This window comes from Escherichia sp. MAL-1, assembly GCF_052948035.1.
This window is the reverse complement of sequence record NZ_CM129609.1, coordinates 1,948,523-1,971,671: the sequence shown is the minus strand read 5'-3', so window position 1 is coordinate 1,971,671 and position 23,149 is coordinate 1,948,523. Positions and strand designations below refer to the sequence as shown.

The 23,149-nt window shown below is 49.0% G+C and carries 28 protein-coding genes; 18 read left to right on the top strand and 10 right to left on the bottom strand.

Annotated features, from left to right (window positions below; genetic code table 11):
- Positions 1–7: 7 nt before the first annotated feature.
- The 10 genes from fliJ to rcsA all read left to right on the top strand — a co-directional run bounded on the left by fliJ (position 8) and on the right by rcsA (position 6,654).
- Positions 8–451 (top strand): flagellar export protein FliJ, encoded by a 444-nt coding sequence (gene fliJ, locus ACU8XX_RS09495; RefSeq protein ID WP_000807584.1) that lies wholly within the window; start codon positions 8–10, stop codon positions 449–451.
- Entirely contained in the window at positions 448–1,575 is a 1,128-nt protein-coding gene (locus ACU8XX_RS09490) for a flagellar hook-length control protein FliK (RefSeq protein WP_032174102.1), read from the top strand. Before fliJ ends, ACU8XX_RS09490 begins: the two co-directional genes overlap by 4 nt.
- Positions 1,576–1,679: 104 nt before the next feature.
- On the top strand, positions 1,680–2,144 hold the full coding sequence (fliL, locus tag ACU8XX_RS09485; RefSeq protein ID WP_000133106.1) for a flagellar basal body-associated protein FliL: 465 nt from the start codon (positions 1,680–1,682) through the stop codon (positions 2,142–2,144).
- Positions 2,145–2,148: 4 nt separating this feature from the next.
- Positions 2,149–3,153, top strand: a complete 1,005-nt coding sequence (fliM, locus tag ACU8XX_RS09480) for a flagellar motor switch protein FliM (RefSeq protein ID WP_001295641.1) — start codon at positions 2,149–2,151, stop codon at positions 3,151–3,153.
- Positions 3,150–3,563 carry a flagellar motor switch protein FliN gene (gene fliN / locus ACU8XX_RS09475; protein WP_001282098.1) on the top strand — a complete coding sequence of 138 codons (414 nt, stop codon included), beginning with the start codon at positions 3,150–3,152 and terminating at the stop codon, positions 3,561–3,563. The genes fliM and fliN overlap by 4 nt, the downstream gene beginning before the upstream one ends.
- A gap of 2 nt (positions 3,564–3,565) precedes the next feature.
- The gene (gene fliO / locus ACU8XX_RS09470; protein ID WP_001295640.1) at positions 3,566–3,931 is read left to right on the top strand and encodes a flagellar biosynthetic protein FliO; all 366 of its coding nucleotides are present in this window, start codon (positions 3,566–3,568) and stop codon (positions 3,929–3,931) included.
- A complete protein-coding gene (gene fliP, locus ACU8XX_RS09465; protein ID WP_001253450.1) occupies positions 3,931–4,668 on the top strand; it encodes a flagellar type III secretion system pore protein FliP in 738 nt (245 codons plus the stop codon). Before fliO ends, fliP begins: the two co-directional genes overlap by 1 nt.
- Before the next feature lie 9 nt (positions 4,669–4,677).
- Positions 4,678–4,947, top strand: coding sequence for a flagellar biosynthesis protein FliQ (gene fliQ, locus ACU8XX_RS09460; protein ID WP_000187358.1), 270 nt, complete (start codon positions 4,678–4,680; stop codon positions 4,945–4,947).
- Between the two features lie 8 nt (positions 4,948–4,955).
- The gene (gene fliR, locus ACU8XX_RS09455) at positions 4,956–5,741 is read left to right on the top strand and encodes a flagellar biosynthetic protein FliR (protein ID WP_000983977.1); all 786 of its coding nucleotides are present in this window, start codon (positions 4,956–4,958) and stop codon (positions 5,739–5,741) included.
- 289 nt (positions 5,742–6,030) lie between these two features.
- On the top strand, positions 6,031–6,654 hold the full coding sequence (gene rcsA, locus ACU8XX_RS09450; protein ID WP_000104004.1) for a transcriptional regulator RcsA: 624 nt from the start codon (positions 6,031–6,033) through the stop codon (positions 6,652–6,654).
- A gap of 43 nt (positions 6,655–6,697) precedes the next feature.
- Here the strand turns inward: rcsA and dsrB are convergent, their stop codons facing one another.
- Positions 6,698–6,886, bottom strand: a complete 189-nt coding sequence (dsrB, locus tag ACU8XX_RS09445; RefSeq protein WP_000867217.1) for a protein DsrB — start codon at positions 6,884–6,886, stop codon at positions 6,698–6,700.
- A gap of 162 nt (positions 6,887–7,048) precedes the next feature.
- Between dsrB and yodD the strand changes: the two genes are divergently transcribed.
- Together yodD and ACU8XX_RS09435 are read left to right on the top strand one after the other, a co-directional pair.
- Entirely contained in the window at positions 7,049–7,276 is a 228-nt protein-coding gene (gene yodD, locus ACU8XX_RS09440) for a peroxide/acid resistance protein YodD (RefSeq protein ID WP_000844800.1), read from the top strand.
- Between the two features lie 297 nt (positions 7,277–7,573).
- Positions 7,574–8,389: a mannosyl-3-phosphoglycerate phosphatase-related protein gene (locus ACU8XX_RS09435; protein ID WP_000491501.1), complete on the top strand. Its 816-nt coding sequence runs from the start codon at positions 7,574–7,576 to the stop codon at positions 8,387–8,389.
- On the opposite strand, the gene dgcQ is transcribed toward ACU8XX_RS09435, so the two are convergent.
- From dgcQ to ACU8XX_RS09420, 3 genes are all read right to left on the bottom strand, one after another.
- Positions 8,386–10,080, bottom strand: a complete 1,695-nt coding sequence (gene dgcQ, locus ACU8XX_RS09430) for a cellulose biosynthesis regulator diguanylate cyclase DgcQ (protein ID WP_077757757.1) — start codon at positions 10,078–10,080, stop codon at positions 8,386–8,388. The genes ACU8XX_RS09435 and dgcQ overlap by 4 nt on opposite strands.
- Before the next feature lie 237 nt (positions 10,081–10,317).
- Positions 10,318–10,500, bottom strand: a complete 183-nt coding sequence (locus ACU8XX_RS09425) for a YodC family protein (protein ID WP_000009306.1) — start codon at positions 10,498–10,500, stop codon at positions 10,318–10,320.
- Positions 10,501–10,578: 78 nt separating this feature from the next.
- Positions 10,579–11,496, bottom strand: coding sequence for a DUF808 domain-containing protein (locus tag ACU8XX_RS09420; protein WP_089640448.1), 918 nt, complete (start codon positions 11,494–11,496; stop codon positions 10,579–10,581).
- A 172-nt stretch (positions 11,497–11,668) separates the two neighbouring features.
- Between ACU8XX_RS09420 and yedA the strand changes: the two genes are divergently transcribed.
- Complete coding sequence (gene yedA, locus ACU8XX_RS09415; protein WP_001507517.1) at positions 11,669–12,589, top strand: drug/metabolite exporter YedA; 921 nt, start codon at positions 11,669–11,671, stop codon at positions 12,587–12,589.
- On the opposite strand, the gene vsr is transcribed toward yedA, so the two are convergent.
- The 4 genes from vsr to drpB all read right to left on the bottom strand — a co-directional run bounded on the left by vsr (position 12,578) and on the right by drpB (position 15,530).
- Entirely contained in the window at positions 12,578–13,048 is a 471-nt protein-coding gene (gene vsr, locus ACU8XX_RS09410; RefSeq protein ID WP_000786004.1) for a VSPR family DNA mismatch endonuclease, read from the bottom strand. The genes yedA and vsr overlap by 12 nt on opposite strands.
- A complete protein-coding gene (dcm, locus tag ACU8XX_RS09405) occupies positions 13,029–14,447 on the bottom strand; it encodes a DNA-cytosine methyltransferase (RefSeq protein ID WP_001157230.1) in 1,419 nt (472 codons plus the stop codon). Before dcm ends, vsr begins: the two co-directional genes overlap by 20 nt.
- Before the next feature lie 66 nt (positions 14,448–14,513).
- The gene (locus ACU8XX_RS09400; RefSeq protein ID WP_000365580.1) at positions 14,514–15,209 is read right to left on the bottom strand and encodes a phosphohydrolase; all 696 of its coding nucleotides are present in this window, start codon (positions 15,207–15,209) and stop codon (positions 14,514–14,516) included.
- A 39-nt stretch (positions 15,210–15,248) separates the two neighbouring features.
- Positions 15,249–15,530: a cell division protein DrpB gene (gene drpB, locus ACU8XX_RS09395; protein WP_001297704.1), complete on the bottom strand. Its 282-nt coding sequence runs from the start codon at positions 15,528–15,530 to the stop codon at positions 15,249–15,251.
- 650 nt (positions 15,531–16,180) lie between these two features.
- Between drpB and ACU8XX_RS09390 the strand changes: the two genes are divergently transcribed.
- Both ACU8XX_RS09390 and hchA read left to right on the top strand, forming a co-directional pair.
- Positions 16,181–17,239 carry a porin gene (locus ACU8XX_RS09390; protein ID WP_016242217.1) on the top strand — a complete coding sequence of 353 codons (1,059 nt, stop codon included), beginning with the start codon at positions 16,181–16,183 and terminating at the stop codon, positions 17,237–17,239.
- 591 nt (positions 17,240–17,830) lie between these two features.
- Positions 17,831–18,682, top strand: coding sequence for a glyoxalase III HchA (hchA, locus tag ACU8XX_RS09385; protein ID WP_001543852.1), 852 nt, complete (start codon positions 17,831–17,833; stop codon positions 18,680–18,682).
- A 107-nt stretch (positions 18,683–18,789) separates the two neighbouring features.
- On the opposite strand, the gene hprS is transcribed toward hchA, so the two are convergent.
- Together hprS and hprR are read right to left on the bottom strand one after the other, a co-directional pair.
- Positions 18,790–20,148, bottom strand: coding sequence for a two-component system sensor histidine kinase HprS (gene hprS, locus ACU8XX_RS09380; RefSeq protein ID WP_001543853.1), 1,359 nt, complete (start codon positions 20,146–20,148; stop codon positions 18,790–18,792).
- The gene (hprR, locus tag ACU8XX_RS09375; RefSeq protein ID WP_001339045.1) at positions 20,148–20,819 is read right to left on the bottom strand and encodes a response regulator transcription factor HprR; all 672 of its coding nucleotides are present in this window, start codon (positions 20,817–20,819) and stop codon (positions 20,148–20,150) included. The genes hprS and hprR overlap by 1 nt, the downstream gene beginning before the upstream one ends.
- A gap of 132 nt (positions 20,820–20,951) precedes the next feature.
- Between hprR and hiuH the strand changes: the two genes are divergently transcribed.
- The 3 genes from hiuH (at position 20,952) to msrQ (ending at position 23,114) form a co-directional block, all read left to right on the top strand.
- Positions 20,952–21,365, top strand: coding sequence for a hydroxyisourate hydrolase (hiuH, locus tag ACU8XX_RS09370; protein ID WP_000920127.1), 414 nt, complete (start codon positions 20,952–20,954; stop codon positions 21,363–21,365).
- 108 nt (positions 21,366–21,473) lie between these two features.
- Positions 21,474–22,478: a protein-methionine-sulfoxide reductase catalytic subunit MsrP gene (gene msrP, locus ACU8XX_RS09365; RefSeq protein ID WP_000740094.1), complete on the top strand. Its 1,005-nt coding sequence runs from the start codon at positions 21,474–21,476 to the stop codon at positions 22,476–22,478.
- The gene (gene msrQ, locus ACU8XX_RS09360) at positions 22,479–23,114 is read left to right on the top strand and encodes a protein-methionine-sulfoxide reductase heme-binding subunit MsrQ (protein ID WP_001240105.1); all 636 of its coding nucleotides are present in this window, start codon (positions 22,479–22,481) and stop codon (positions 23,112–23,114) included.
- Positions 23,115–23,149 lie beyond the last annotated feature (35 nt).

Here is a 23,149-nt window from a genome sequence, read left to right as displayed (position 1 = left end):
ACGGCAGATGGCAGAACATGGCGCGCTGGCGACCCTGAAAGATCTGGCAGAAAAAGAGGTAGAGGATGCCGCGCGCCTGCTGGGTGAAATGCGTCGCGGGTGTCAGCAGGCGGAAGAACAGCTCAAAATGCTGATCGATTATCAGAATGAATATCGCAATAACCTCAACAGCGATATGAGTGCCGGGATGACCAGCAACCGCTGGATCAACTATCAGCAGTTTATCCAGACGCTGGAAAAAGCCATTACTCAGCATCGCCAGCAACTTAATCAGTGGACGCAGAAAGTTGACATTGCCCTGAACAGCTGGCGAGAAAAGAAACAACGTTTGCAGGCCTGGCAGACACTGCAGGAACGGCAATCCACGGCGGCACTGCTTGCAGAAAACCGCCTCGATCAGAAAAAGATGGATGAGTTCGCCCAGCGCGCCGCCATGAGGAAACCTGAATGATTCGCTTAGCGCCCTTAATTACCGCCGACGTTGACACCACCACATTGCCTGGCGGCAAAGCCAGCGATGCTGCACAAGATTTTCTCGCGTTGTTGAGCGAAGCATTAGCAGGCGAGACAACTACCGACAAAGCGGCCCCCCAGTTGCTGGTGGCAACAGATAAGCCCACGACAAAAGGCGAGCCGCTGGTCAGCGAGATTCTTGCCGATGCGCAACAAGCGGATTTACTGATCCCTGTGGATGAAACACCGCCTGTCATCAACGACGAACAATCCACATCAACACCATTAACCACCGCTCAAACGATGACGATGGCTACGGTGGCTGGCAACAATACGGCAAAAGACGAAAAAGCGGATGATCTGAATGAAGACGTCACCGCAAGCCTGAGCGCCCTTTTTGCGATGTTGCCGGGTTTTGACAATACGCCCAAAGTGACTGATGTGCCGTCAACCGTGTTACCGGCAGAGAAACCAACGCTCTTCACAAAACTGACTTCTGCGCAACTCACAACAGCACAGCCTGATGATGCCCCCGGCACGCCAGCTCAGCCATTAACACCGCTGGTAGCAGAAGCCCAGAGTAAAGCGGAAGTCATCAGCACACCTTCACCGGTGACCGCTGCCGCCAGCCCGCTAATCACTCCACACCAGACACAGCCACTGCCCACCGTCGCCGCGCCTGTGTTGAGTGCACCGCTGGGTTCTCACGAATGGCAACAATCATTAAGCCAGCATATTTCGCTGTTCACCCGCCAGGGGCAACAAAGTGCAGAGTTGCGTCTGCACCCGCAGGATTTAGGTGAAGTGCAAATCTCCCTCAAAGTGGATGATAACCAGGCGCAAATCCAGATGGTTTCACCGCATCAACACGTACGCGCCGCCCTGGAAGCAGCGCTTCCGGTACTGCGAACGCAGCTGGCCGAAAGTGGCATTCAGTTAGGGCAAAGCAACATCAGTGGCGAAAGCTTTAGTGGTCAGCAGCAGGCCGCTTCCCAACAACAGCAAAGCCAACGCACAGTAAACCATGAACCTCTGGCGGGGGAAGACGACGATACGCTTCCGGTTCCCGTCTCTTTACAAGGGCGTGTAACAGGCAACAGCGGCGTTGATATTTTCGCCTAACGTCAGAGGTAGCACCGTAATCCGCGTCTTTTCCCCGCTTTGTTGCGCTCAAGACGCAGGATAATTAGCCGATAAGCAGTAGCGACACAGGAAGACCGCAACACATGACTGATTACGCGATAAGCAAGAAAAGCAAGCGATCGCTTTGGATCCCGATTCTGGTATTCATTACCCTCGCGGCCTGTGCCAGCGCAGGTTACAGCTACTGGCATTCGCATCAGGTTGCCGCTGACGACAAAGCGCAGCAACGCGTCGTACCCTCCCCGGTCTTCTACGCGCTGGATACCTTCACGGTCAATTTGGGCGATGCGGATCGCGTGCTTTATATCGGCATAACCCTGCGCCTGAAAGATGAAGCTACCCGCTCGCGGCTGAGTGAGTATTTGCCGGAAGTCCGTAGCCGTTTGCTGTTACTGTTTTCGCGTCAGGATGCTGCCGTACTGGCGACAGAAGAAGGCAAGAAAAACCTGATTGCCGAGATTAAAACCACGCTTTCCACCCCGCTTGTTGCCGGGCAACCGAAACAGGATGTCACCGACGTGCTGTATACCGCTTTTATTCTGCGATAACGACATGGGCGATAGTATTCTTTCTCAAGCTGAAATTGATGCGCTGTTGAATGGTGACAGCGAAGTCAAAGACGAACCGACAGCCAGTGTTAGCGGCGAAAGTGACATTCGTCCGTACGATCCGAATACCCAACGACGGGTTGTGCGCGAACGTTTGCAGGCGCTGGAAATCATTAATGAGCGCTTTGCCCGCCATTTTCGTATGGGGCTGTTCAACCTGCTGCGTCGTAGCCCGGATATAACCGTCGGGGCCATCCGCATTCAGCCGTACCATGAATTTGCCCGCAACCTGCCGGTGCCGACCAACCTGAACCTTATCCATCTGAAACCGCTGCGCGGCACAGGGCTGGTGGTGTTTTCACCGAGTCTGGTGTTTATCGCCGTGGATAACCTGTTTGGCGGCGATGGACGCTTCCCGACCAAAGTGGAAGGTCGCGAGTTTACCCATACCGAACAGCGCGTCATCAACCGCATGTTAAAGCTGGCGCTTGAAGGCTATAGCGACGCCTGGAAGGCGATTAATCCGCTGGAAGTTGAGTACGTGCGTTCGGAAATGCAGGTGAAATTTACCAATATCACCACCTCGCCGAACGACATTGTGGTTAACACGCCGTTCCATGTGGAGATTGGCAACCTGACCGGCGAATTTAATATCTGTCTGCCATTCAGCATGATCGAGCCGCTACGGGAATTGTTGGTTAACCCGCCGCTGGAAAACTCGCGTAATGAAGATCAGAACTGGCGCGATAACCTGGTGCGCCAGGTGCAGCATTCACAGCTGGAGCTGGTCGCCAACTTTGCCGATATCTCGCTACGCCTGTCGCAGATTTTAAAACTGAAACCCGGCGACGTCCTGCCGATAGAAAAACCCGATCGCATCATCGCCCATGTTGACGGCGTCCCGGTGCTGACCAGTCAGTACGGCACTCTCAACGGTCAGTATGCGTTACGGATAGAACATTTGATTAACCCGATTTTAAATTCTCTGAACGAGGAACAGCCCAAATGAGTGACATGAATAATCCGGCCGATGACAACAACGGCGCAATGGACGATCTGTGGGCTGAAGCGTTGAGCGAACAAAAATCAACCAGCAGCAAAAGCGCTGCCGACGCGGTGTTCCAGCAATTTGGCGGTGGTGATGTCAGCGGAACGTTGCAGGATATCGACCTGATAATGGATATTCCGGTCAAGCTGACCGTCGAGCTGGGCCGTACGCGGATGACCATCAAAGAGCTGTTGCGTCTGACGCAAGGGTCCGTCGTGGCGCTGGACGGTCTGGCGGGCGAACCACTGGATATTCTGATCAACGGTTATTTAATCGCCCAGGGCGAAGTGGTGGTCGTTGCCGATAAATATGGCGTGCGGATCACCGATATCATTACTCCGTCTGAGCGAATGCGTCGCCTGAGCCGTTAGTGATGAATAACCACGCTACTGTGCAATCTTCCACGCCGGTTTCTGCTGCGCCACTGCTGCAGGTCAGCGGCGCACTCATCGCCATTATTGCCCTGATCCTCGCTGCTGCCTGGCTGGTAAAACGGTTGGGATTTGCCCCGAAACGCACTGGCGTTAACGGTCTGAAAATTAGCGCCAGTGCTTCGCTGGGCGCGCGTGAACGGGTTGTGGTGGTCGATGTGGAAGATGCACGGCTGGTGCTCGGCGTTACCGCAGGGCAAATCAATCTGCTGCATAAACTTCCCCCTTCAGCACCAACAGAAGAGATACCGCAGACCGATTTTCAGTCGGTCATGAAAAATTTGCTTAAGCGTAGTGGGAGATCCTGATGCGTCGTTTGTTGTCTGTCGCACCTGTCCTTCTCTGGCTGGTTACGCCCCTCGCCTTCGCGCAACTGCCGGGTATCACCAGCCAGCCGCTGCCTGGCGGTGGACAAAGCTGGTCGCTCCCGGTGCAGACGCTGGTGTTCATCACCTCGTTGACGTTTATTCCGGCAATTTTACTGATGATGACCAGTTTCACCCGCATCATCATTGTTTTTGGTTTATTGCGTAACGCGCTGGGAACGCCCTCCGCGCCACCTAACCAGGTATTGCTGGGGCTGGCACTATTTTTGACCTTTTTTATTATGTCACCGGTGATCGATAAAATTTATGTCGATGCGTACCAGCCATTCAGCGAAGAGAAAATATCAATGCAGGAGGCGCTGGAAAAAGGGGCGCAGCCGCTACGTGAGTTTATGCTGCGTCAGACCCGTGAGGCAGATTTAGGGTTGTTTGCCAGACTAGCGAATACCGGCCCGTTGCAGGGACCTGAAGCCGTGCCGATGCGCATTTTGCTCCCGGCCTACGTGACCAGCGAGTTGAAAACCGCATTTCAGATAGGCTTCACGATTTTCATTCCTTTTTTGATTATCGACCTGGTGATTGCCAGCGTGTTGATGGCATTGGGGATGATGATGGTCCCCCCCGCCACCATTGCTCTGCCCTTTAAACTGATGCTGTTTGTACTGGTGGATGGCTGGCAATTGCTGGTCGGTTCGCTGGCGCAGAGCTTTTACAGCTAGAGAGGCAAAATGACACCTGAATCGGTCATGATGATGGGGACTGAAGCGATGAAAGTCGCGCTGGCACTGGCTGCCCCGCTGTTGCTGGTGGCGCTGGTCACGGGCCTTATCATCAGTATTTTGCAGGCCGCCACGCAGATCAACGAAATGACGCTGTCGTTTATTCCAAAAATCATCGCCGTATTTATTGCCATTATTATTGCCGGACCGTGGATGCTCAATCTGTTGCTGGATTACGTCCGCACCTTGTTCACTAACCTGCCGTATATCATCGGGTAGCCCGTACAATGATGCAGGTGACAAGCGATCAATGGCTTTCCTGGCTAAGTCTGTACTTCTGGCCGTTACTGCGCGTGCTGGCGCTCATTTCTACCGCGCCAATTCTGAGCGAACGCAGCGTGCCGAAACGGGTAAAACTGGGTCTGGCAATGATGATCACGTTCGCTATTGCCCCATCATTACCTGCCAACGATGTTCCTGTTTTTTCGTTCTTTGCTCTGTGGCTGGCCGTGCAGCAGATCCTGATCGGCATTGCGCTTGGTTTTACCATGCAATTTGCCTTTGCCGCTGTGCGAACCGCTGGCGAAATTATCGGTCTGCAAATGGGGCTGTCATTTGCGACGTTTGTCGATCCGGCCAGCCATCTCAATATGCCTGTTTTAGCGCGTATCATGGATATGCTGGCGTTACTACTGTTCCTGACATTTAACGGTCATTTATGGTTGATTTCACTGCTGGTCGATACCTTTCACACCCTGCCAATTGGTGGCGAACCGTTGAACAGCAATGCGTTTCTGGCACTCACCAAAGCAGGGAGTTTGATTTTCCTTAACGGGCTGATGCTGGCGTTACCGCTCATTACTCTGCTGCTGACACTGAATCTGGCATTAGGTTTACTTAATCGTATGGCCCCGCAATTATCCATTTTTGTTATTGGATTTCCATTAACTCTGACTGTCGGTATCTCTTTAATGGCGGCATTAATGCCGTTAATTGCACCTTTTTGCGAACATTTATTCAGTGAGATGTTTAATTTGCTGGCTGATATTATTAGTGAATTGCCATTAATATAATTCCGTAACGTTTATCATGTTATCCTAAGGATTATCCGAAAAATAATACCTACGAACATCTTCCAGGATACTCCTGCGGCGAAATATTTGTTTTAAGGTCACTCACATATCGCAACATTTACTTTACTTTAAGACAATTCCAGGCAAATTATACAACACTTTACGGGATAGTAAGTCCGCCTGAAAAATCGCGAGAGTGGCGCATTAGGTGACCCATGTTGTTCCGTTTAGTCATGATGAAATATTCAGGTAAGGGGAATTATCGTTACGCATTGAGTGAGGGTATGCCATGTCAACGATTATTATGGATTTATGTAGTTACACCCGACTAGGTTTAACCGGGTATCTGTTGAGTAGAGGGGTTAAAAAAAGAGAAATCAACGACATTGAAACCGTTGATGACCTTGCCATAGCTTGTGATTCACAGCGCCCTTCAGTGGTGTTTATTAATGAGGACTGTTTCATCCATGATGCTTCTTACAGTCAGCACATCAAGCACATCATTAATCAACATCCCAATACGTTATTTATCGTTTTTATGGCAATTGCCAATGTTCATTTTGATGAATATCTATTGGTCAGAAAAAATTTATTGATAAGTTCTAAATCGATTAAACCGGAATCTCTCGACGATATCCTTGGCGATATTCTGAAAAAAGAGACAACGATAACCTCTTTTTTAAATATGCCGACGTTATCATTGAGCCGAACCGAATCGAGTATGTTGCGAATGTGGATGGCAGGTCAGGGAACCATTCAAATCTCTGACCAAATGAATATCAAAGCCAAGACCGTTTCATCGCATAAAGGTAATATTAAACGTAAGATCAAAACGCATAATAAACAGGTTATCTACCATGTCGTCCGACTGACGGATAATGTGACTAATGGTATTTTTGTCAACATGCGCTAACACATTCTGACTGGTGGTTTCCCACCAGTCAGGCTGAATAAGATTACTCTGCTTTCTCCACAAAGATACCGTCCTGATGCCCTGCTTCATTAAAGAACCAGATGCCGAGCGGGTAGTCTTCCAGCGAAACCAGGTACATTGTGCCTTCACTAAACTCCTCAACTGCCAGTACCACGCCAGGACGACGCGGACCGCCATCCGTTTTGACTGTTACCCGATCATTCACCTTCATCGTTTTCCTCCTGTGGCTTTGTGCCAGTGTAGAACAATTTCGTTTTTCTGGCAGCGCCAGGCGCGCGCGAGTGCTGATTTTCTCGACGGTCTATACTTAAGAGATGCCAGGCGGACTTAACGACTGGCGGCAACAACAGAGTAACGGTTGCGAGGAAAGATGATGAAAACCGCAAAAGAGTACAGCGATACCGCAAAACGTGAGGTCAGCGTCGATGTCGATGCCCTGCTGGCGGCGATCAATGAAATTAGCGAAAGCGAAGTTCATCGCAGCCAGAACGATTCTGAACACGTTAGCGTCGATGGACGTGAATATCATACATGGCGTGAATTGGCGGATGCCTTCGAACTGGATATTCATGACTTCAGCGTCTCTGAAGTGAATCGTTGAATGCACAATAAAAAAATCCCGACCCTGAGGGGGTCGGGATGAAACTTGCTTAAGCAAGAAGCACTTAAAAAATTCGTTACACCAGGAAATCTGATGTGTTCATCACCTTATCCGCAATTTTTTTCGCTGACAAGAAAATATTCGCGATATGAATGATTAACGCTACTTATGAATAGAAATGTGACGTGCGTCACCCCTTGGTGGCTCTGGCGTCAACGGGATCGCTCCCGAAAAAATCATCTTTGATTATTTGTGCTGTTTTGAGAATCATCCTGGTAAGGGGAGAACTGCGCGACCATGTTTTCAATTCAACAACCACTACTGGTTTTTAGCGATCTTGATGGCACCCTGCTGGACAGTCATAGTTATGACTGGCAACCGGCTGCCCCCTGGCTCAGCCGTTTACGCGAAGCGAATGTTCCCGTCATTCTCTGTAGCAGTAAAACTTCAGCGGAAATGCTGTACTTGCAAAAAACGTTGGGGCTACAAGGGTTACCACTGATTGCCGAAAATGGCGCAGTGATCCAGCTTGCTGAACAATGGCAGGATATAGACGGTTTTCCACGCATCATCTCAGGTATTAGCCATGGCGAAATCAGCCAGGTTTTAAATACGCTACGCGAGAAAGAACATTTTAAATTCACAACTTTTGATGATGTCGACGATGCAACCATCGCCGAATGGACGGGATTAAGCCGTAGCCAGGCGGCGCTGACGCAGCTTCATGAGGCGTCGGTAACGCTAATCTGGCGCGACAGTGACGAGCGTATGGCACAATTTACCGCTCGTCTGAACGAACTGGGCTTACAGTTTATGCAAGGTGCGCGCTTCTGGCACGTCCTGGATGCCTCTGCCGGAAAAGATCAGGCCGCCAACTGGATTATCGCGACCTATCAACAATTATCAGGCAAACGCCCAACCACACTTGGCCTGGGCGATGGGCCAAACGATGCGCCCTTGCTGGAGGTAATGGATTACGCGGTGATTGTGAAAGGGCTAAACCGTGAAGGGGTGCATCTGCATGATGAGGATCCGACCCGCGTCTGGCGAACGCAGCGTGAAGGACCGGAAGGCTGGCGTGAAGGGCTGGACCATTTTTTCTCCGCCCGTTAAGCGTTATCGCTCGCGCATACCCGATTACGCCCGGCCTGTTTAGCGAGATAAAGACGACGGTCAGCCAGTGACTGGAGTTGTTCAAAATCATAATCACCGGTTTCCTCGCTGCTGCTTACCCCCAGCGAGGCACTGATGCGTATCGTCGTACTCTTAGCAATCAACATCTCTTTTTCATTTAATTTCAGTCGAATACGTTCTGCGACCTCCGCAGCCTCCGTCAGACTCGCGCCTGGCAGAATCACACAAAACTCCTCACCACCGACCCGCCCGGCAATGTCCTGCGCACGCAAGGAACTGCTAATTAATCCGGCAGCATGAGAAAGAACACGGTCGCCCGCCTGATGACCAAAGCGGTCATTAATCGCTTTAAAATGGTCAAGGTCGACCTGAATGACAGAAAAAGGATGTTGGTGTGTCTGACACAATTTGGCGAGCGGACGGGCTTTTTCGAACAGCGCGCCACGATTATATAAACGGGTTAAGGTGTCGTGCCACGCCTGCCACTGCAACGAGCTTTGCAGAACATACATGTTGCTAACCATCCGGCGAATCACATACCAGGAGATGAGTAACATGGTGGTAAAGAGCGCCCACAGCAGGGTTAATGCAATGCTGATACTGCCGAAATCGCCGCGCACGCCTTCGCTTAACATATGGACGCGCACCAGCACACCGTCGAAATGGTCCAGACGTTCCCAGCTAACATAGCGACTGTCCATACGAATGCCGCCCCGCGTGTCATGTTCCATTGCCTGCGCCAGCAAGGCCAGTTCACGAGGATCAAAAATATTCCCTGTTGGATGGTCAGGATTGGAAGAGGTCAAAAATCTCAGCTTACTGTCATAGAGCTGATACTCACCATCGAGGTTTTTATCGATGGCGTTTCTTAAAAATTGCTGCATAGTACGTACGGGAATACTCATCCCCAGCACGCCATACCAGTAGTTATTACTGTCTACCGGAACACTGACGGTAACCTGCGGTTCAGTATTGCTGGCGTGTTCCGGTTGCGAAGTGAACCAGCGTACCGCGCGGTGACGATTTTCTCGTTGTGAATGGCCGATAAACCAGGGTTGGGTGACATAGCCGTAATAACGCGTTGGAACATTGCGCGTAAACAAGGTCGGCTGCGTCGAAACGTAAAATCCGGCACGCGAGACATACATCGCCTGTTCAACCATCGACGAGGAGTTGTGCGCCAGTCGCAGCAAGTAACCAACTTCCAGTGCAGCGGTAATTTCATTGTCGAGGCTTTCATTTTCGCGAGACAGGAGATTTCCCTCGCTGACTAATGCATCCGATACGCCATTGACTGGCAGGGTGCGTCGTCGGTTGAGTTCGATTTTCCAGGCGTGCTCGTCGCGATGCTGTTCGAACTCGGTTACAGCATCACGCAGAGAGGTGAAATCCAGTGGCGCTACGAGAGCTTCGCGCATGCCATTACGCAAAAAGATCAGTTTGTCGACGTTATACTGCAAATGCTTATCGAGCGCGTTGGCTACGTTTTCCAGATGATTACGCTGGCTGGAGATATAGGCATCTTCCAGCACCACTACTTCACGCCAGGTGAGCAAGGTGGAAAAAAGCAATACCACGATAAAGCAGAGATTAACGACATGACCAGGCCCCAGGCGGCGTGCGAGTTTTTTCAACCAGCTCTGGTTTTCCATTTTTGTCTCGTGCTGCACCCTGACGACTCCCAACCTGCTTTTTTATGATTCTGGCATAACCTGGCGATAGCGTACCGCAAAACAGCGATAATTTTATAATGGTGGCATGATAAGACGCGACAGACATCGATAGTTTTATAACGTAGGCATGATAAGACGCGATAGCGTCGCATCAGGCAATTCAGTGCAGACACTGGCACACCCGACCGGATGCGACGTGAGCGCCACATCCGGTCGGGTGTTAATGATACCCTTTCAAACTTCTTCCGCAGGACGACTCCCCTCCCCTGGAACAAGCTCGGTTTCATGAAAAGCTTCCCGCTTGACCCCGTAACCGTCATACCAACGACACTCAACCATACCGCTGGAGTATCCAGTGACAATCATCCGCGGGCCGCCCTCTTTAACCGTAACTTCCTCACTAACCATAAAGCTCATACTCGCCTCCTTTTTTCGAGTGAAACTTGTTCACCTTAGTTGAAGATGGCGAATTTTGCATAATAGCCTGTGCGAGTATTAATGTGCCTGACCGCGCATTTTCGCTACGGCTTTCACTCCCAGCACCACTATGCCACCGATGAAAAATCCAAGAATCAGATTTAAAACAGTCGGTAATATCATCGCCACCACTGCACTTTGCTGCCCGGCGAAATGTTCAATGGCGTGATGCAGCGGCGCAATTCCATGTACCACAATCCCACCGCCGACGAGGAACATCGCCAGCGTGCCTACAATTGATAACGCTTTCATCAGCCAGGGCGCAATGATCAATAACCCTTTACCTAATGCCTGCATCAGCGCGCTGGATTTTTCCGCCAGCCAATACCCCAGGTCATCAATCTTAACGATAACCCCTACCAGACCGTAGACGCCCACGGTCACTACCAGCGCGATGCCTGAAAGCACCAGCACCTGATTAAGCAACGGCGCTTCGGCCACAATCCCCAGCGTGATGGCGACGATTTCCGCAGACAATATAAAATCGGTACGAATCGCCCCTTTTATTTTGTCCTTTTCAAACTTCAGCGGATCCTGCGCCGCCAGCTTCTCCAGACGCTGCTGACTCTGCGCCGGATCTTCTTTATGTTTACGCGCCTCCAGCATATGCAGCACTTTCTCTACCCCTTCAAAGCAGAGAAACGCGCCGCCAATCATCAACAGTGGCGTAATCGCCCACGGGATAAACGCACTGATGATCAGCGCCAGCGGCACCAGAATCACTTTATTGATCAGCGATCCTTTCGCCACGCCCCAGACCACGGGAAGTTCCCGGTTGGCCCGCACGCCTGAAACTTGTTGCGCATTGAGCGATAAGTCATCCCCTAATACACCGGCGGTTTTCTTCGCCGCCAGTTTGCCCATCACGGAGATATCGTCCAGTAGAGTGGCGATATCATCGAGCAACGTCAGTAAACTACTCCCGGCCAAAAGCATTCCCTCTCATTTTTATTGTTGAAGGGTGTAAGTATGAAGCAAAAACGGCAGCTCTGATACTTGCTTCACAGGTCAACATTTTTTTAACAATCAAGTGCAATTATATCTCTCGCCAGCAGAATGATTTTCACGTTTACTATGAACCACCTTTTTATTTCCACCGTGAGGGATTATGCGTTTCCGCCAGTTGTTACCGCTTTTTGGCGCGCTGTTTGCGTTGTATATCATTTGGGGCTCAACCTATTTTGTCATTCGGATTGGCGTGGAAAGCTGGCCTCCGTTAATGATGGCAGGCGTTCGATTCCTGGCAGCCGGTATTTTATTGATGGCATTTTTGCTACTGCGCGGACACAAACTCCCCCCGCTACGTCCGCTGCTCAATGCCGCGCTGATTGGCCTGTTATTGCTGGCTGTCGGTAATGGCATGGTGACGGTTGCCGAACATCAAAATGTTCCTTCCGGCATCGCCGCCGTAGTGGTTGCAACCGTGCCCCTCTTTACCCTGTGCTTCAGCCGCCTGTTTGGCATTAAAACGCGCAAACTGGAATGGGTGGGTATTGCCATTGGGCTTGCCGGAATCATCATGCTCAATAGCGGTGGAAATTTAAGCGGCAATCCGTGGGGCGCGATTCTGATTTTAATCGGCTCGATTAGCTGGGCGTTTGGCTCGGTTTATGGCTCGCGCATTACCTTACCTGTAGGGATGATGGCGGGTGCGATTGAGATGCTGGCGGCAGGCGTGGTGTTAATGATCGCGTCGATGATTGCAGGTGAAAAACTGACGGCACTCCCTTCCCTTTCAGGCTTCCTTGCGGTCGGCTATCTGGCGCTGTTTGGTTCGATTATCGCCATTAACGCTTATATGTATTTAATCCGCAACGTCAGTCCGGCTCTCGCCACCAGCTACGCCTACGTTAACCCGGTGGTCGCGGTCTTGCTGGGTACGGGACTGGGCGGAGAAACGCTGTCGAAGATTGAATGGCTGGCGCTCGGCGTAATTGTCTTCGCGGTGGTACTGGTCACGTTGGGAAAATATCTCTTCCCGGCAAACCCCGTAGTTGCGCCAGTTATTCAGGACGCATCAAGCGAGTAAATGAATCCCCTGCGTGTCGATCTGCGCGCTGGCACCTTCGCCGCAGATCCACTCTTCCAGACGCTCGCTAAGCGCTTCATCCGTCAGCTTCTCGCGCCCACGTAATGCACACTCCCAGACAATCAATACGCGCCAGCCGAGTTCCTGCAAACGACTGATATCGCGGCGATCGCGTTCAACATTTTTACCTATCTTCTCCAGCCAGAACTCGGTTCGAGTCGCAGGCACTTTAAACAGATAGCAGTGATGATGATGCCAGAAGCAGCCGTGGGTAAATATCACGCAGCGATATTCATCAACGACAAAATCCGGGCGTCCGGGCAGACTGGCGTCCTGAACGCGAAATGCCAGGCCCTGCCCGGTTAACAGACTGGCGAGGCGCTTCTCTATCGCCGTATCACGCGTGGCAATCGCGCGCATATTTTTGCTGCGAGTGGCCTTATCGTGAACGTCGGCCATGTTGTGCCTCTTGCTGACGCAACGCCACCGCCTGTTTGATTTTTGGCTCAAGCAGTTTTGCCACCGCGGCAAAGACCGGCACGACCACCGAGTTACCGAACTGGCGATAGGCCTGAGTGTCCGAAACCGGAATGCGGAATTTCGCTTCTCCCGGCGCTTCAAAACCCATTAAGCGCGCGCATTCCCGAGGCGTTAACCGACGTGGACGATGTTGCTGATTCAGCGGATCGTCAAAGTCTTTCTCACCCGTGGCCATATCCCAGCCGCGATCGATTAAAATTTCCGCGCCATCTTTGTAATAACGCGCAGACAGCGTACGCGTGACGCTTTGCGGATTGTTAGGATAGACCATTCCATAACCGAAGCCGTTACCGCGCGCCTGATGTTTTTTCGCATAACGATAGAGGTACTTCCACAGCACCGGCGTCAGGATATATTTCGCCTCGACCATCGGGTCCAGCAGCTGCGCCAGCGTCACTCGCTGTGCAGGGAAACATTCGCTGATATCACGCAGAGTAAAATCGGCTTTCAGATTAAGATCGCGACGAAAACCCACCAGCACGATGCGTTCACGGTGCTGCGGCAGAAAATGTTTACCATCGATGATTTTCGGATCGTCCGGCCCGTTATCTTCTGCATCAGCCACGTCATAGCCCAGTTCGTCCAGCGTCTGCATGATGATGCGGAACGTTTTACCCTGGTCGTGGCTTTTCAGGTTTTTGACGTTTTCGAGCACAAACATCGCCGGACGACGCGCGTCGATAATGCGCACCACATCAAAGAACAGCGTGCCCTGAGTATCGCAGGCAAAACCGTGCGCCCGCCCGAGCGAGTTCTTTTTCGATACGCCAGCCAGCGAAAATGGCTGACAAGGGAAACCGGCCAGTAAAACATCGTGTTCAGGAATGTGTTTACGAATATGTTCCGCCGCCGCCTCATCACTCACGCCTTCTTTATGGCTGAGGGTGATGTCGCGGATATCTTCATTAAAATGATGCGTCGCCGGGTCGCAATAATGATTGGCTTTATAAGTGCGTACCGCATGTTTGTTCCATTCGCTGGTAAACACGCATTGTCCGCCAATCGATTCAAAACCGCGACGGATGCCGCCAATTCCGGCAAATAGATCGATAAAGCGAAACGCATAATGCGGATGATGTGCCGGTGGTTTGGGTAACAACGTTTGCAGATGGGCGAACTCTTTCTCACTTAAACGGTGCCATGCCGAGTCATTCGCCAGCGCACGTTTTAAAATTGCCGCGCTCCAGTGATTCTCACCCACACCATTAAGCTGCGCCACCAGCGTTTTAACATCATAAATTTGCAGCAGTTTCTCCAGCATTGCCTGTGCGGCATTCCCGGTGCTGTATGAATCGGTTACTGATATATTTTCCTGCATAGATTTCACCGGCCATCTGAGATGGCCGACAGGTTAACATAATTACAGCCATTTAGGTCCACGCGCTCAGCCAGCGGATGAAAACGCATCTATCACCTTGTGATCGACACCTTCATTCTCCCCCGCCAGTTCGGCACTGAGCTTCGCCATAAACTCGACTAAAAAATGCGCGTTGTGCTGCGCCAGCTGCTTGCCTCTTGCGGTTTGCATGGTTTGCGGTAGCTTCAGCAACTTAGTCTGGAAATGATCCAGCGCGTAGCGTTTATCATCAAGCGGGCGATGCTGTGCGAGCGGATCTTCACCATCAAACAGCGCCACGCCCAATGCCCCTGAAACGGCAAACACGCGCGCCAGGCCAATCGCTCCCAGGGCTTCCAGCCGATCTGCATCCTGGACGATTTTAGCTTCCGTGGTTAAGGGGGCGATTTGCGCGCTGAAACTGTGAGCGGCAATGGCATGACAAACGGCCTCAATTTTCTCCGCCGGAAATTGCACGAACTCTTCACGGAGCAGGCGACGCGTCTCTTCTGCTGCCAGGATTGAAGAACGCTGCCTTTGCGGATGATTTTTCGCCAGGCTCACAATATCGTGAAAATAACAGGCGGTTAAAATCACCAGCATATCGACGTCGTCATCTGCCGCCAGCTTCTGTGCCGTAGCCCAGACGCGGCGAAAATGACACACGTCATGGGCCGCGTCCTGGTGCTGATGATGGTTTTTCAACCAGTTTTCGAACTGTGCCTGCCAGTGTTGTAAGTCCATACGCGCTCCGTTGCCAAAGAGTAGCCACCTTAGCAGTTTTTATTCATAGCGTCTGCTACGTGCGGGACGAGGTCGGGTGTACCAGGCAATGCTGCCTAACAATGCCCCGACCAGAGCCATAAATAAAAATCCGACCAGTGCCCCTAACCACTTTCCCGCGGTAGAGCCTAAATCGCTTTCAAATCCCGACACGGGGGCATCGGGGATCCGGCTCATCACCCAGATGTAACGCGCCATTGCCCAGACGAAATAGCCACACCATGTATAAAAAGCCCACAAAGCCAGTTTGCCACCAGGGCTGCGAGAGAGTCTCTCTTCCATCTTTGTCGAACCGTATTCCATTTTGAGATAACCCGGAAAATTCAGACTTAGTACTATTATGTGATAAAAGTCACATTTTTCCACATTGGATGAGCCAGTCAAGACTCACTCATTTTTTGAACAAATAGATAATTTTTGCGCAACGGCAGTGAATACAGGAAAAATCGTTTTGAGCGATTTTATTTATCTTTGATATTGGCTTTATTAATTCATTTAATCAATATATTAGCACTGATTACAATTATACCTTTTTATTATTCTGTGTCATGATGCTTCCGTTATTAGCCTTTTATCGTCTTGTTTATATTTTTTGGGCCGGCATGATGCCGGCTTTTTTTTATGCCTTCATTAATGTGCGCCTGATCACACCAGCCGTTTGGCGCAACAATCATTGATACCCCCTATGTTTCCGCTCAACTCATAACACATTGATATACATTTATAATTTTCATGAATATTTATATTTAGAATTCATAATTCTGAATTATATTAAATAGATTAGAAACATTTTGAAATCTTTTAAATACATTTGTTACATGTAATCTTTAAAATAAAATGAACTTCATAGAATAGTATCCAAATGTGCTTTTTTTTGGATAACGGCACTTATTGATATATTCATGAAGATTATAATCACAAGGGAATACATAATGAAAAGAAAAGTTCTGGCAATGCTGGTCCCGGCGTTATTAGTTGCTGGCGCAGCAAATGCGGCTGAAATTTATAATAAAGATGGCAATAAACTGGATTTGTACGGCAAGATGGTTGGTGAGCGCATTCTGACCGACCGTGAAAATGGTGAAAAAGGCGATAATTCTCAAGATACCTCTTATGCCCGTGTAGGCGTGAAAGGTGAAACTCAGATCAACCCTGAATTGACTGGTTACGGTCAGTTTGAACTAGACCTGGAAGCATCAAACAGACACAACCCTGACCAAACTCGTTTGGCTTATGCTGGTTTGAGTTACAAAGATTTTGGTTCATTCGACTATGGTCGTAATGTCGGTGTCGCGTATGATGCAGAAGCATTTACTGATATGTTTGTTGAGTGGGGCGGTGATTCATGGGCTGGTACTGACCTGTTCATGACCAACCGTACCAACGGTGTTGCAACCTATCGTAACACAGATTTCTTTGGCATGGTTGAAGGTCTAAATTTTGCTCTGCAATATCAGGGTAAAAATGAAGGTACAGGCAACTACAAAGCAAATGGCGATGGCCATGGTTTATCTGTAACTTACACTATTGACGGTTTCTCATTTGCTGGTGCTTACGCAAACTCTGATCGTACTGATTTCCAGTCTAGTGATAGTAAAGGTGAAAAAGCAGAAGTTTGGGCACTGTCAACAAAATATGATGCCAACAACGTCTATGCTGCTGTGATGTACGGTGAATCTCACAACATGAATTCCGACGACGGTGATGTTGTGAACAAAACACAAAACTTCGAAGCTGTTCTGCAATATCAGTTCGACTTCGGTCTGCGTCCATCCATCGGTTACTCCTATTCTAAAGCACTGGACGTAGCAGGTTACAAAGATTCTGATCGTCTGAACTACATTGAAATCGGTACCTGGTATTACTTCAATAAGAACATGAACGTATATACCGCTTATCAGATCAACCTGCTTGATAAGAGTGATTATGTTCTCGCTCATGGACTGAACACCGACGACCAACTCGCATTTGGTATCGTCTACCAGTTCTAATCAGCCAACGCGCCGCGGCGTGTTACTGTAAAACTTAACACTAGCCTGAGTTCGTCCCTCATCGAACTCAGGCTTTTTTATTGGCATTTTATCTCCCTCTGCGGCACGCGCAATTGCCAAAGCATATCGATACAGCACCTTACCCTGCCCCTGCTGGCACAATAACATCTACCAGCGACTCTTCCAGCCAAGACCCAAATGCATTTCTTTATGAATTAATCTGCAACAAAACCGCCTCCCATATAGAAATATTTGCAAAAATAGTGCATGAAATAAGCTTTTTCTCTACCAATCCGGGATATAAATATTCATCAGCACCACAATATTCCACAGCACTAAATCTCTCCCCGTCGCCCCGTACCTCTGATAATGGTCTAAAATCATTGAGGCCACTTGCGACGACGTTGCTCAATAAGGAAAATTTGGCGTGAATAATATTCAACACCAGTGCAGCATCATCATTACATACTTACACCCGCCGACTACCGCTTTCGATATATTGACTCAATTTTCCAGCCTGGTTAAAAATAGCGACCAGCTCAGTCGCAAATATAGTGACTACCCTAACTAAGCAACAATAAGGAATACACTATGACTGTTCAAACAAGTAAAAATCCGCAGGTCGATATTGCTGAAGATAATGCATTCTTCCCTTCAGAATATTCGCTTAGCCAATATACCAGTCCTGTCTCTGATCTTGATGGCGTGGACTATCCAAAACCGTATCGCGGTAAACATAAAATTCTGGTGATCGCCGCGGACGAACGTTATTTGCCAACCGATAACGGAAAACTGTTCTCGACCGGTAACCATCCGATTGAAACGTTGCTGCCGTTGTATCATCTCCATGCTGCAGGTTTCGAATTCGAAGTGGCGACCATTTCCGGTCTGATGACCAAGTTTGAATACTGGGCTATGCCGCACAAAGATGAAAAAGTAATGCCATTCTTTGAGCAGCATAAATCGTTGTTCCGCAATCCGAAGAAACTCGCGGATGTTGTCGCCAGCCTCAACGCTGACAGCGAATATGCAGCAATCTTTGTTCCTGGTGGTCATGGCGCACTTATTGGTTTACCAGAAAGCCAGGACGTAGCTGCTGCTTTGCAGTGGGCAATCAAAAATGACCGTTTTGTTATCTCCCTTTGCCACGGCCCGGCGGCTTTTCTGGCGCTTCGCCACGGCGATAACCCACTGAATGGTTATTCCATTTGCGCATTCCCAGACGCCGCAGACAAACAAACGCCAGAGATAGGCTATATGCCGGGTCATCTCACCTGGTACTTCGGCGAAGAGCTGAAGAAAATGGGCATGAAAATCATTAATGACGACATCACCGGGCGAGTACATAAGGACCGTAAACTTCTCACCGGCGACAGTCCTTTCGCAGCGAATGCGTTGGGTAAACTGGCGGCGCAGGAAATGCTGGCAGCTTATGCGGGTTAATCCCTGTTACGTATGAATGTAAGCGCATAATCAATCGCAGCCACGTTAATACTCACGACGTGGCTGCGTTTTTTCACGGTTAATTTATGGCGTACTGAAGCCCTATGTTAATTTCTTTGCGGCAACGTAATCCGGAACACATTATGCTTATTGAGATAGTGATACGTAGCACTTCCCCCATGTAATTCGGCAATCGCTTTGACTAAAGAAAGGCCAAGTCCCTGACCTACGGAATGACGCGAATTATCTCCCCGCCAAAATCTACGGAAGAGTTTTTCAGGCTCATTAATTTTCGTTCCAGGGCTGGCGATATCAATATTAAGAGATCCGTTGGTATCAAGAAAACTGGTTATATGAATACGCGATTTTTCTGGTGAATATCTAATGGCATTAACAATAAGATTCGATAACATTCGTTGCAGTAAAATTTTATCCGCAAAGATTTGCTGATTGCACTCGACCTTAAAGCAAATCTCTTTCTCGTCTGAAAGATATTCAAGATAGTCCAACAAATTTTCGACTTCCTTATTGAGAGAAAGCGAGTCCAGTTTCACCAAAACATTGTTTTTATCTGCCCTGGCAAGAAACAGTATGTTCTCTGTTAACCGCGAAATATTTTCCAGCTCTTCAATGTTACCGGCAATTGTTTTTTGATATTCAGCGATACTTCTGGTTTGACTGAGCGTAACCTGATTCTGACCCAGTAATGCATTAATTGGCGTTCTAAGTTCATGAGCGAGATCGTCAGCAAATTGACTTAGGCGTTCAAAATCTTTGACTAAAGCATGATGCATTTTATTCAACGCCTGCCCAAGAGGTTTTAGTTCTCTCGGTAATGCGCTAACCTCAACAGGTTCCCGGCTATCGTTATAATTCAGCGCTTCCGTTACACCACTCAACTTTTTGATCTCTCGTAACCCCGTTCTGATTAACAGCGGACTTAATACTGAGCACAGTATAATAGCGACAATGCAAATTATAATGCTATTAATTTTATACTGTTCAAGCATGTTATGTCTGGCTGAAGCCAATTTAGCCACAGTAACCGTCAATGATGGCGAAACTTCATCAATATTAATTCGTAAAGCATCAATCTCAGTGTCATTAATAATGCTTCTGTAAATGCCAGCTGCGCTGATTGTCTCACTAGCAGGTATGTTATTTAACATGCCATCACTGACATTTGTCCGGTTAACAATTTTGTTGATGCTATCACCATGAATGATCAAGATATCCTGACTAACATCCATCATCCGGTTAAAGTATACAGGTAACGTATCTGGATTTACCCCATCAATTAACAACTGCTTGATCTGTGCTGTCCGGTTAATGAGTGTTGTATCATCGCGCCATTTCAACTCACTTGCCAGGCCATTATAGAGAGTCCAGACAATTCCAGCGCCAGCAACAGACAGCAGCAATATAAAAAGCAAGGTTAAACGGACGGTTATAGACAATCTTTTCATTATTTTTTTACCGCTACGAATGAATATCCCATCCCACGGATTGTGGCAATTAGCTTTTCAGGAAAAGGATCATCAACTTTTGCGCGGAGCCTGCGAATGGCGACGTCCACCGTATTGGTATCACTATCAAAGTTGATTCCCCAAATTTCACTCGCAATAACCGTTCTGGGTATAATTTCGCCAGCTCTGGAGGCCAGTAGCCAAAGTAACTGAAACTCCTTGCGCGTCAGTGTAATACTGATATTGTCCCTGCTCACACTTTGACTAACAGAGTCCATTCTTAAGCCGCTGATTTCTAATGTTGAATTCAAAGCGTGATGTTGCCTTAATTGTGCCCGAACCCTTGCCAGCAACTCAGAAAATGAAAAAGGTTTTACCAGATAATCATTTGCTCCACTGTCCAGCCCTCTGACTCTGTCATCGACAGAATCCCTTGCAGTAAGGCAAATAACAGGGGTTTGCTTTGCTGTTCTTAACGTTTGTAAGATCTGCCAGCCATCCATACCCGGAAGCATAATATCCAGAATGATCAATGCATAATCATCCTTCAGCGCAAGATAAAGCCCATCTCTGCCATCAGAAACGGCATCAATGACATAACCCGCTTCGGAAAGCCCCTGCGTTACCCACTCCTGGGTCCTTTGATTATCTTCAATAAGTAAAATCTTCATGAAAATAATATGCCATAAATCATATGTTATAGAAACAGCCTGGTTCATTACAAAATTGTAATGCTGCTGTAAGGTTACCCTGGCCGCTTTTTCGCTATCCTCAAAACTCATTCACATGACAAGGATATAAACATGTTAAAGCGTTATTTAGTACTCTCGGTAGCAACGGCAGCATTTTCATTACCTTCTTTGGTTTATGCCGCACAACAAAACATTCTTAGCGTGCACATTTTGAACCAGCAAACCGGAAAACCCGCTGCTGACGTGACAGTCACTCTTGAAAAGAAGGCGGATAACGGCTGGTTACAACTTAATACCGCCAAAACAGATAAGGATGGACGAATTAAGGCACTGTGGCCCGAGCAAACTGCGACTACTGGCGATTACCGTGTCGTATTTAAAACCGGGGACTATTTCAAGAAACAAAATCTTGAAAGTTTCTTCCCTGAGATCCCCGTTGAATTTCATATTAATAAAGTGAACGAGCATTATCATGTGCCTTTATTACTTAGCCAATATGGGTATTCAACCTATCGTGGCAGTTAAAGCATAAATATGTAAAAGCAGATCTCTGCTACTGTTAGGGAGGACACTCCCTGACAGATTAACAGTAAACGGCTCTTGCTGGCTAACGACAAAAAAGTGTGATGGCTTATGAAAAAGAATCAATTTTTAAAAGAATCAGATGTTACGGCCGAGTCGGTATTCTTTATGAAGCGTCGGCAGGTGTTAAAAGCACTGGGCATCAGCGCAGCTGCACTTTCTTTGCCTCACGCTGCGCATGCCGATCTGCTTAGCTGGTTTAAAGGGAACGATCGCCCACCCGCCCCCGCCGGAAAACCGCTGGAGTTCAGCAAGCCTGCCGCCTGGCAAAATAACCTGCCACTGACGCCAGCAGATAAAGTTTCCGGCTATAACAACTTCTATGAATTCGGGCTGGATAAAGCCGATCCCGCCGCTAATGCTGGTAGCCTGAAAACCGATCCATGGACACTGAAAATCAGCGGCGAAGTGGCAAAACCATTGACCCTCGATCACGATGATTTAACCCGTCGCTTTCCGCTGGAAGAGCGTATTTATCGTATGCGCTGCGTGGAGGCGTGGTCGATGGTGGTGCCGTGGATTGGTTTTCCGCTGCACAAATTGCTGGCGCTTGCCGAACCCACCAGCAATGCGAAGTATGTCGCTTTCGAAACAATTTATGCACCGGAACAAATGCCAGGCCAGCAGGACCGCTTTATCGGCGGCGGGCTGAAATATCCTTATGTCGAAGGATTGCGTCTCGACGAAGCAATGCATCCGCTCACACTGATGACCGTGGGTGTTTATGGCAAGGCGTTACCGCCACAAAATGGCGCGCCGGTGCGACTGATTGTGCCGTGGAAATATGGCTTTAAAGGGATTAAATCGATCGTCAGTATTAAGCTGACCCGCGAGCGTCCGCCAACCACCTGGAATCTGGCAGCGCCTGACGAATACGGTTTTTACGCCAACGTTAATCCGCATGTTGATCACCCGCGCTGGTCACAGGCTACCGAACGATTTATTGGTTCAGGCGGCATCCTCGATGTACAGCGCCAGCCAACGCTACTGTTTAATGGTTACGCCGACCAGGTGGCATCGCTGTATCGTGGCCTGGATTTGCGGGAGAATTTCTGAATGCGTCTGACAGCAAAACAGGTGACATGGCTGAAAGTTAGCCTGCATCTTGCCGGATTGTTGCCGTTTCTCTGGCTGGTCTGGGCGATCAATCACGGTGGACTGGGTGCCGATCCGGTGAAAGATATTCAGCATTTTACCGGTCGCACTGCACTGAAATTTTTGCTGGCGACCTTGTTAATCACACCTCTGGCACGCTACGCAAAACAGCCGTTATTGATACGCACTCGCCGCCTGTTAGGCTTATGGTGCTTTGCCTGGGCGACACTGCATTTAACCAGTTACGCATTGCTGGAGCTGGGCGTGAATAATCTGGCGTTATTAGGCAAGGAGTTAATTACCCGGCCTTATTTAACGTTAGGAATTATCAGCTGGGTTATTTTGCTTGCTTTAGCGTTTACTTCAACCCAGGCGATGCAGCGAAAACTCGGCAAGCACTGGCAACAGTTGCATAATTTCGTCTATCTTGTCGCGATCCTGGCCCCAATACATTATCTGTGGTCAGTGAAGATTATTTCACCGCAGCCGCTCATCTACGCTGGGCTGGCTGTACTGCTTTTAGCCTTACGGTATAAGAAGTTGCGTTCCCTTTTTAACCGGTTACGCAAGCAGGTTCACAACAAATTATCTGTATAACTTCATATTGCCGACAAAGTACGCGTTATCCCTGC